At 46.5% G+C, this 10,267-nt stretch carries 5 protein-coding genes, 2 tRNA genes and 4 rRNA genes; all 11 read left to right on the top strand.

The window, feature by feature from the left end:
• A 16S ribosomal RNA gene (locus RTX25_RS12565) occupies positions 1 to 1,045 on the top strand; the annotation flags it as partial.
• 225 nt (positions 1,046 to 1,270) lie between these two features.
• Positions 1,271 to 4,192, top strand: a 23S ribosomal RNA gene (locus RTX25_RS12560).
• 97 nt (positions 4,193 to 4,289) lie between these two features.
• Positions 4,290 to 4,407 (top strand): 5S ribosomal RNA (gene rrf, locus RTX25_RS12555).
• A 122-nt stretch (positions 4,408 to 4,529) separates the two neighbouring features.
• On the top strand, positions 4,530 to 5,462 hold the full coding sequence (locus RTX25_RS12550) for a polysaccharide deacetylase family protein (RefSeq protein ID WP_312654194.1): 933 nt from the start codon (positions 4,530 to 4,532) through the stop codon (positions 5,460 to 5,462).
• Between the two features lie 258 nt (positions 5,463 to 5,720).
• On the top strand, positions 5,721 to 5,981 hold the full coding sequence (locus RTX25_RS12545; protein WP_312654192.1) for a TM1266 family iron-only hydrogenase system putative regulator: 261 nt from the start codon (positions 5,721 to 5,723) through the stop codon (positions 5,979 to 5,981).
• Positions 5,978 to 7,054, top strand: a complete 1,077-nt coding sequence (gene hydE / locus RTX25_RS12540) for a [FeFe] hydrogenase H-cluster radical SAM maturase HydE (protein ID WP_312654190.1) — start codon at positions 5,978 to 5,980, stop codon at positions 7,052 to 7,054. Before RTX25_RS12545 ends, hydE begins: the two co-directional genes overlap by 4 nt.
• A gap of 20 nt (positions 7,055 to 7,074) precedes the next feature.
• Positions 7,075 to 8,493, top strand: coding sequence for a [FeFe] hydrogenase H-cluster radical SAM maturase HydG (gene hydG / locus RTX25_RS12535; protein WP_312654188.1), 1,419 nt, complete (start codon positions 7,075 to 7,077; stop codon positions 8,491 to 8,493).
• Between the two features lie 21 nt (positions 8,494 to 8,514).
• A complete protein-coding gene (gene hydF / locus RTX25_RS12530) occupies positions 8,515 to 9,720 on the top strand; it encodes a [FeFe] hydrogenase H-cluster maturation GTPase HydF (RefSeq protein WP_312654187.1) in 1,206 nt (401 codons plus the stop codon).
• Between the two features lie 266 nt (positions 9,721 to 9,986).
• Positions 9,987 to 10,104: ribosomal RNA gene (gene rrf / locus RTX25_RS12525) — 5S ribosomal RNA — on the top strand.
• 3 nt (positions 10,105 to 10,107) lie between these two features.
• Positions 10,108 to 10,184 (top strand) — tRNA-Ile (locus RTX25_RS12520).
• Positions 10,185 to 10,187: 3 nt separating this feature from the next.
• Positions 10,188 to 10,263, top strand: a tRNA-Ala gene (locus RTX25_RS12515).
• The last annotated feature ends 4 nt before the right edge of the window (positions 10,264 to 10,267 follow it).

The following is a 10,267-nucleotide window of genomic DNA, read 5'->3' as shown; positions in this document are numbered from 1 at the left end:
AAGCCACGGCTAACTACGTGCCAGCAGCCGCGGTAATACGTAGGTGGCGAGCGTTGTCCGGAATTACTGGGCGTAAAGGATGCGTAGGTGGATATTTAAGTGGGATGTGAAATCCCCGGGCTCAACCCGGGAACTGCATTCCAAACTGGATGTCTAGAGTGCAGGAGAGGAAAGCGGAATTCCTAGTGTAGCGGTGAAATGCGTAGATATTAGGAGGAACACCAGTGGCGAAGGCGGCTTTCTGGACTGTAACTGACACTGAGGCATGAAAGCGTGGGTAGCAAACAGGATTAGATACCCTGGTAGTCCACGCCGTAAACGATGGGTACTAGGTGTAGGAGGTATCGACCCCTTCTGTGCCGTCGTTAACACAATAAGTACCCCGCCTGGGGAGTACGGTCGCAAGACTAAAACTCAAAGGAATTGACGGGGGCCCGCACAAGCAGCGGAGCATGTGGTTTAATTCGAAGCAACGCGAAGAACCTTACCTAGACTTGACATCTCCTGAATTACCCTTAACCGGGGAAGCCCTTCGGGGCAGGAAGACAGGTGGTGCATGGTTGTCGTCAGCTCGTGTCGTGAGATGTTGGGTTAAGTCCCGCAACGAGCGCAACCCTTATTTTTAGTTGCTACCATTAAGTTGAGCACTCTAAAGAGACTGCCCGGGTTAACCGGGAGGAAGGTGGGGATGACGTCAAATCATCATGCCCCTTATGTCTAGGGCTACACACGTGCTACAATGGTGAGAACAAAGAGACGCAAGACCGCGAGGTGGAGCAAATCTCACAAAACTCATCCCAGTTCGGATTGCAGGCTGAAACTCGCCTGCATGAAGCCGGAGTTGCTAGTAATCGCGAATCAGCATGTCGCGGTGAATACGTTCCCGGGCCTTGTACACACCGCCCGTCACACCATGAGAGTTGGCAATACCCGAAGTCCGTGGGGCAACCGTTTACGGAGCCAGCGGCCGAAGGTAGGGTCAGCGATTGGGGTGAAGTCGTAACAAGGTAGCCGTAGGAGAACCTGCGGCTGGATCACCTCCTTTCTAGGGAGTCGACTGGAAGTTAATCCTTCCAGACACTGAAAGCGAAAGCTTTCAAAATCACTTTGAAATTCCTAGTTCTGTTTAATTTTGAGAGAACTCTCTCCTTATAAGCCTTACGGCTTTCATGGAGGATGTGACTTTCAGTGTTCTTTGAAAACTGCATATGAGAGAAAGTAAAGAAAAAACCATTTCAATTGTAAGATTGAGATAAAAGAGTAACTTAAAGATCAAGCTATAAAGAGTGCATGGCGAATGCCTTGGCATCAGGAGTCGAAGAAGGTCGTGATAAGCTGCGATAAGCTCGGGGTAGACGCACATAGTCTGTGAACCCGAGATCACCGAATGAGGCAACTCACTGGGGTAACCCCCAGTATCCATAGATGAATACATAGTCTATAGGAGGACAGACCCAGGGAACTGAAACATCTAAGTACCTGGAGGAAGAGAAAGAAACATCGATTTCCCTAGTAGCGGCGAGCGAACGGGAAAGAGCCCAAACCGGAAACTTGTTTCCGGGGTTGCGGACAGTCTGGAAAGTACGGAAAGTCTTTAGCAGAGCACAGCTGGAAAGCTGGACCACAGGGGGTAATAGTCCCGTATGCGAAAGAGAGCGACCGGAAATGACTGATCCAGAGTACCACGAGACACGTGAAACCTTGTGGGAAGCAGGGGGGACCACCCCCCAAGGCTAAATACTACCTGATGACCGATAGTGAAGCAGTACCGTGAGGGAAAGGTGAAAAGAACCCCGGGAGGGGAGTGAAACAGAACCTGAAACCGTGCACTTACAAACGGCTAGAGCACTATTATAAAGTGTGATAGCGTGCTTTTTGTAGAACGAGCCAACGAGTTACGATATGCAGCAAGGTTAAGTACTTGAGGTACGGAGCCGAAGGGAAACCGAGTCTTAATAGGGCAACAAGTTGCATGTCGTAGACCCGAAACCGGGTGACCTATCCATGGCCAGGTTGAAGCGAGAGTAAAATCTCGTGGAGGACCGAACCAAATTGATGTTGAAAAATCATGGGATGAGCTGTGGATAGCGGAGAAATTCCAATCGAACCCGGAGATAGCTGGTTCTCCTCGAAATAGCTTTAGGGCTAGCGTCGGATATATGAGTTATGGAGGTAGAGCACTGAATGGGCTAGGGGGCATATCGCTTACCGAACCTTATCAAACTCCGAATGCCATAAACTATTAGTCCGGCAGTCAGACTGTGTAAGATAAGTTTCATAGTCGAAAGGGAAAAAGCCCAGACCGTCAGCTAAGGTCCCCAAGTATAGGTTAAGTGGAAAAGGATGTGGGATTTCCAAGACAACTAGGATGTTGGCTTAGAAGCAGCCACTCATTAAAAGAGTGCGTAATAGCTCACTAGTCGAGAGATCCCGCGCCGAAAATGTCCGGGGCTAAAACCTATCACCGAAGCTACGGGTGGCACCTTCATGGTGCCGCGGTAGAGGAGCGTTCTGTACTGGCTGAAGCCATACCGTAAGGAGTGGTGGACGGTACAGAAGTGAGAATGTTGGCATAAGTAGCGAGATGCGGGTGAGAATCCCGCAGGTCGAAAATCTAAGGTTTCCTGAGGAAGGTTCGTCCGCTCAGGGTTAGTCGGGTCCTAAGCCCAGGCCGAGAGGCGTAGGTGATGGACAATCGGTTGATATTCCGATACCACTACGAAGCGTTTGACCGAAGGGGTGACGCAGGAGGATAAGATGTGCGTACGATTGGATTGTACGTCCAAGCACCGAGAGAGGACAGGGAGGCAAATCCCTCTGTCCGCTAATTTTGAGGTGTTACGGGGAGGAGCCCACGGGCTCCAAGTATCTGATTTCACGCTGCCAAGAAAAGCCTCTAGGGAGCTAACGTAGTGCCCGTACCGCAAACCGACACAGGTAGATGAGGAGAGAATCCTAAGACCATCGGAAGAATTGTTGTTAAGGAACTCGGCAAATTAACCCCGTAACTTCGGGAGAAGGGGTGCCGGAGATTACTCTCCGGCCGCAGTGAAATGGCCCAAGCAACTGTTTAGCAAAAACACAGGTCTCTGCTAAAGCGTAAGCTGAAGTATAGGGGCTGACGCCTGCCCGGTGCTGGAAGGTTAAGGGGATCACTTAGCGCAAGCGAAGGTGTGAACTTAAGCCCCAGTAAACGGCGGCCGTAACTATAACGGTCCTAAGGTAGCGAAATTCCTTGTCAGGTAAGTTCTGACCCGCACGAATGGCGTAATGACTTGGGCACTGTCTCAACAACAAATCCGGCGAAATTGTAGTGCAAGTGAAGATGCTTGCTACCCGCGATTGGACGGAAAGACCCCGTAGAGCTTTACTGTAGCTTAGCATTGAGTTTCGATATTGTCTGTACAGGATAGGTGGGAGACTGGGAAAGAGGATCGTCAGGTCCTCCGGAGTCATCCTTGGGATACCACCCTGGCAGTATTGAGATTCTAACCGGAGACCATGATCTGGTCACGGGACATTGTTAGGTGGGCAGTTTGACTGGGGCGGTCGCCTCCTAAAAAGTAACGGAGGCGCCCAAAGGTTCCCTCAGAACGGTCGGAAATCGTTCGTAGAGTGCAAAGGCAGAAGGGAGCCTGACTGCGACACATACAGGTGGAGCAGGGACGAAAGTCGGGCTTAGTGATCCGGTGGTACCTCGTGGGAGGGCCATCGCTCAACGGATAAAAGCTACCTCGGGGATAACAGGCTAATCTCCCCCAAGAGTCCACATCGACGGGGAGGTTTGGCACCTCGATGTCGGCTCGTCGCATCCTGGGGCTGAAGTAGGTCCCAAGGGTTGGGCTGTTCGCCCATTAAAGCGGCACGCGAGCTGGGTTCAGAACGTCGTGAGACAGTTCGGTCCCTATCCGTCGCGGGCGTAGGAAATTTGAAGGGAGCTGTCCTTAGTACGAGAGGACCGGGATGGACCAACCTCTGGTGCACCAGTTGTTCCGCCAGGAGCATAGCTGGGTAGCTAAGTTGGGACAGGATAAACGCTGAAAGCATCTAAGCGTGAAGCCTACCCTAAGATAAGATTTCCCATGGCGTAAGCCAGTAAGATCCCTTGAAGAACACGAGGTTGATAGGTGAGAGGTGTAAGTGCAGCAATGTATTCAGCTTACTCATACTAATAGATCGAGGGCTTGATCTGATAAAAGATGCTCCGGTACCATTCTTTACTCTCTCCACATGCAGTTTTGAAGGAACATCATGTTCACTTCAGAGATGAACCCTTACGTTCATCACAATCTGGTGTCTATATCTTTTAGGGTTACACCCGTTCCCATTCCGAACACGACGGTTAAGCCTTTTAGAGCCCATGATACTGCAGGGGAGGCCCTGTGGGAAAGTAGGTCGTCGCCAGTTACAAAAGCTCCAAGCGTAATGCCTGGAGCTTTTTTTGTGCGAAAAAATTGAAATGAATTGAAATTCACTATAATATAGATATTAAGAGCCACTTCAGAATATCTGTATTATAGGAGGATAAAATGATCAGAAGATTGAGTTTCGTCATATTCGTGATACTGATATTTTTTGCAGGATGTATGGAAAAAGAAATCATAAGGGATTATATTCCTGCTGTTCCCGCAGTGGAAGTGAGAACTCCGATCATTCCCAATAACAAGGAAATTCAAGATGATTTTCCTGTTGAAACGGTTAATGAGGAAAATCCTCCGGAAGTGGATCTTCATTCCTTGAGCTATGAAAATCTTGTCACTTATATGGAAGAAAAGTATGATCATAGGAAAGTCAGGACTTTCGGTGAAAATATAGAAGGTGTCTATACTCACCTGGAGATTGAGGAGAAAGTGATTGCCCTGACATTCGATGCATGTGGTGGAAATACAGGCAGCGGCTATGATAAGGAACTCATTGATTTCCTAATTGAAGAACAGGTACCTGCTTCTCTTTTCATCAACAGCAGATGGATCAGAGAAAATCCGAAGCAGTTCAGAACGCTTGCGCAGACAGATCTCTTTGAGATTCAGAACCATGGACATGACCATAAACCTCTCTCGGTTGAAGGAAGATCAGTATACAATATAAAGGGTACAGACAGCATAGCTCAGGTACTTGATGAAGTGATGAAAAATCAGAATGAGATTTTCCATATGACTGGAGTTAAACCTAAATATTTTCGGTCCGGTACAGCGTATTATGATGATGTGAGTTTATCCATGCTGAAAGAACTGGGCATAAAAGCGGTTAATTTCGATCTCCTGGGCGATGCTGGTGCAAAATTTAACAGGGCACAGATGGTCAGCTCAGCTGATCAGGCAAGGAACGGTTCAATTCTTCTTTATCATATGAACCATCCTGAAAAAGCGGTTGCAGAGGGAATAAAGCTTGTGGTTCCTATGCTGAGAGAAAAAGGCTTCCATTTTGTGAAGCTGTCTGATTATGATGAATACCTGAAATAAATCTATGGTCTGCAGAATGCATCTGAATTCTGCAGATTTTTCATGCAAATAAATACGTGAAAACAAACAGATTATGATATTATTTTAACAATAACTGTGATATGATGAAAAAGGTGCGAAGCTGAGAGGATATTCTTTCTTCAAACCTCAGATTTATACGGTTCTGACCTTAAGGGGATATACCTGAAAGGGAAGGCGCGGATGATAGAGTCATTTTGCATGCGCCTTTCTGGCGTATTTTTTTATTTGGAGGGATATATGGAAACACGAGTTGCACTCATCGGAATTGTCCTCGAAAACTATGATTCGGCAGAAAAGATGAACAGGATTCTTCATGAGTATGGAGATTATGTCATCGGAAGGATGGGGATTCCCTATCGTGAAAAAAACATGAATATCATCTCCTTGGCTGTGGATGCGCCGATGGACATCATCAGTTCTATATCAGGGAAACTGGGCATGCTCCCGGGAGTATCCTCAAAAACGATTTATGCAAAAAGCAAGAAGGAGTCGCTATGACCAGAAATGAAATGCTGATAAGAAAACTCTCAAGAGACAGGATCTTATCTCTTGATGAATTTACTTCTCTTATCGATACCTTTACCTCGGAGGAGCTCTCCTTCGCACAGTCACTGGCAAGAGACAAAAGAGAGAAAATTTACGGAAACAAGGTCTATATCAGAGGACTCATCGAGCTGTCCAGCTACTGCGCCTGTGACTGTCTATACTGCGGTATAAGGCGTGGGAATCCAAATGCCAAAAGATATAGACTGAACATGGATGAAGTCCTTGAATGCTGCGAAAAAGGCCATCAGCTTGGATTCAGAACATTTGTCATTCAAGGTGGAGAAGATGCCTTCTACGACGATGAAAAACTCGTAGAACTCATATCGATCATCAAACGCAGATATCCTGATTGCGCCGTTACATTATCACTGGGAGAAAGGCCGGAAAAAAGCTTTAGAAGGCTTTATGAGGCAGGAGCTGACCGTTATCTCCTGAGACATGAAACTGCTGATGAAGAGCACTATCGGAGGCTGCATCCGAAAGGGGAAGAACTTTCCAGAAGAATGGAGAGTCTAAGACAGCTCAAAGACATCGGGTTTCAGGTTGGCACCGGATTTATGGTAGGTTCACCCTATCAGGACAGTCTATGTCTTGCCAAGGACATGGTTTTTCTCAGCGAGTTTAAGCCTGAAATGGTCGGTATCGGACCCTTTGTGCCTCACCACGAATCAGTATTCAGAGACTACAAAAGCGGAAGTGTAGATCTTACCCTCTTCATGTTGTCTCTCATCCGACTTATGCTTCCTTATGCGCTGATTCCTGCAACAACATCACTTGGAACAGTAGATGGAGAAGGCAGAGAAAAAGGAATCTGTTCTGGTGCAAATGTCGTAATGCCTAATCTGTCACCCTTGGCTGTTCGGAAGAAATATATGCTATATGACAACAAAGCCTACACAGGAACAGAGGCTGCTGAAAGTCTGTCTCTTTTACAGGCATCTATGGAGAGAATAGGGTTTGAAGTGGTTGCGGATCGGGGAGATCATCCACTGATAGAAACACGTCAGATGTCTGATGCCAAATAGATTTAAAGGAGTGCTCATTGATGTATAATATCAGATCCACAAAAGCGGAAGAATTCATCAGCCATGATGAGATTCTGGAAACACTTGAATACGCAAAAGAGAATGCGGACAACCGAATGCTCATCAAATCGATTATTGATAAAGCTCGAAAAGGAAATGGATTGAACCACCGAGAGGCATCCGTTCTTCTGGAATGTGGAATGGACGATCTGAACAATGAAATATACTCCCTCGCAGAAGAAATCAAGGAAAGATTCTATGGAAACAGAATCGTGATGTTTGCGCCGCTTTATCTCTCCAACTACTGTGTCAACGGATGTGTATACTGCCCATACCATCTGAAGAACAGACATATCGCAAGAAAGAAGCTGACCCAGGAAGAAATCAGAAATGAAGTCATTGCACTTCAGGATATGGGGCATAAGAGACTTGCACTGGAAACAGGTGAGGATCCGATCAACAGTCCAATAGAATATGTTCTTGAGAGTATAAAAACGATCTATGATGTGAAGCATAAAAATGGAGCTATAAGAAGAGTCAATGTAAACATCGCGGCAACTACTGTGGAAAACTACAGAAAGCTTGCTGAGGCAGGTATCGGCACCTATATCCTTTTTCAGGAAACCTATCATAAGGAAAGCTATGAAATTCTTCATCCTACCGGACCCAAACATCATTACAGCTATCATACAGAGGCTATGGACAGGGCCATGGAAGGTGGAATAGATGATGTGGGACTTGGTGTCCTATTCGGTCTGGAACGCTACAAATACGATTTTACCGGCCTTCTCATGCATGCTGAGCATCTTGAAGAGGTATACGGTGTCGGACCGCATACATTAAGCGTTCCAAGAATCCGTCATGCAGATGACATCGATGCGGATTCCTTCACCAACGGCATTGACGACGATATCTTTGCTAAAATTGTTGCGTGCATAAGGATTGCGGTGCCTTATACAGGAATGATCATCTCCACAAGAGAAAGTCAGGCTTGTCGTGAGAAGGTCCTGAAGCTTGGTGTATCTCAGATCAGCGGCGGTTCAAAGACAAGTGTGGGCGGATATGTGCTGCCGGAGCTTGCCGAAGACAAATCGGAGCAGTTTGATGTCAGCGACAAGAGAACCCTTGATGAAATTGTCAGATGGCTGATGGAAATGGGTCATATCCCGAGTTTCTGCACGGCATGCTACAGAGAAGGAAGAACTGGAGATCGATTCATGATGCTTCTGAAGAGCGGACAGATCATCAACTGCTGTCATCCCAATTCACTAATTACACTGAAGGAATATCTGATGGATTATGCCAAAGAGGAGACAAGGATTCTTGGTGAAAAACTCATCGAAAAGGAGATTCACAGGATTACAAACGAAAAGGTCAGATTAAGAGCTGAGGACAACCTGAGAGAGATCAGTCAGGGAAAAAGAGATTTCCGGTTCTGATGATAGATAAAGGAGCATATTATGGGACTAATGGATACACCTTCGGGTGAGAGAGTGCATATCGGTATTTTCGGCCGGATGAACTCCGGTAAATCAAGCATCATCAACGCCATTACAGGACAGAACATATCCATCGTATCCGATGTCAGAGGAACGACTACAGACCCAGTGATGAAGTCCATGGAGCTTCTCCCGCTGGGGCCGGTTATGATCATGGATACACCAGGACTTGACGATCAGAGTATCCTCGGACATCTGAGAGTGGAGAGCACTATGAGAATCCTTGACCGGACGGATCTTGCGCTTGTGGTTATGGATGCACAAGCCGGGATATCCGATGAGGATGAGAAGATCATCAGTAAGATCAGAGCAAAGAAGCTGCCTTACATTCTCGTTTATAATAAGACAGATCTGCTTAAAGAGCCGATGAATCTCAGCAGTGGCGATAACAGATCCGAATCAATTGCAGTGAGCGCCTCTACTATGAAGAATATCCATGAGCTCAAAGAGCTCATGGGCAGGATTGCGGGTAAAGAAGGCTATAAGAAAAAACTCATTTCCGATCTCATTTCACCGAAAGATCTCATCATTCTTGTTGTGCCAGTTGATTCTGCTGCACCAAAAGGAAGACTCATACTGCCTCAGCAGCAGGTCATAAGAGACATCTTAGACAGCAGGGCACAGGCACTGATTGTTCAGGTGGATGAGCTTTCGGATGCACTATCCGTGCTTAACAGAAAGCCCAGAATGGTCATCACGGACAGCCAGGCATTTCATGAGGTCAAAAAAATCGTTCCTGAGGATATTGCCCTGACAAGCTTCTCCATACTCATGGCAAGATATAAGGGAAATCTCAGTGAAGCTGTAAAAGGGGCTTATGCTCTGGACACGCTAAAGGATCATCAGAGAGTCCTCATTTCTGAAGGCTGCACTCATCACAGGCAATGTGATGACATCGGTACGGCAAAGCTTCCGAAATGGATCAGTGAGTATACCGGCAAGAAGCTGTTCTTTGTTCACTCCAGCGGAACTGAGTTCAATCGGGAAGGGGAGAAATACGATCTTGTTGTCCACTGCGGTGGATGTATGCTGAACGAAAAAGAAATGCAGTCAAGAATCTGCCGTACCATAGAAAACGATATGCCCATAACAAACTACGGTATCCTTATTGCGCATATGAACGGGATACTGGAACGAAGCATCATGCCGCTCAAAGAGAAACTGTAATCGGATGTACCTATAAAATGACAGATTCTAAAAGATAATGGATCAAGGATATAAAGGGGCGGTATGGGGTTCATACGCTCCTTTGCAGGAAAAAACAATCTTTCATGGAATAAAAATAAAATCTGTTGACAGTTGTCACTACAGCACTTATAATAATTATTGTTCTCAAAATTTTAATAAAGTTTTGTGAAACCAATACGTGAAGCGATATTCTTGTTTTCACGTTTTGTATAGTATTTTACGATGCTAATCGTAATTTACAGTTATCTGGTGTCTATATCGCATAGGGCTACACCCGTTCCCATTCCGAACACGAAGGTTAAGCCTATACGAGCCCATGATACTGCAGGGGAGGCCCTGTGGGAAAGTAGGTCGTCGCCAGTTATTGGATCTTTAGCTCAGTTGGTTAGAGCAACCGGCTCATAACCGGTCGGCCCGGGGTTCGAGTCCCTGAAGGTCCACCATATGGGGGTATAGCTCAGTTGGGAGAGCACCTGCCTTGCACGCAGGGGGCCAAGAGTTCGAGTCTCTTTATCTCCACCATAAA

The organism is Proteiniclasticum sp. (assembly GCF_032054185.1).
Classification (GTDB): Bacteria; Bacillota; Clostridia; order Clostridiales; family Clostridiaceae; genus Proteiniclasticum.
The sequence above is the reverse complement of the archived record's forward strand: the minus strand, read 5'-3'. Positions and strand labels throughout refer to the sequence as shown.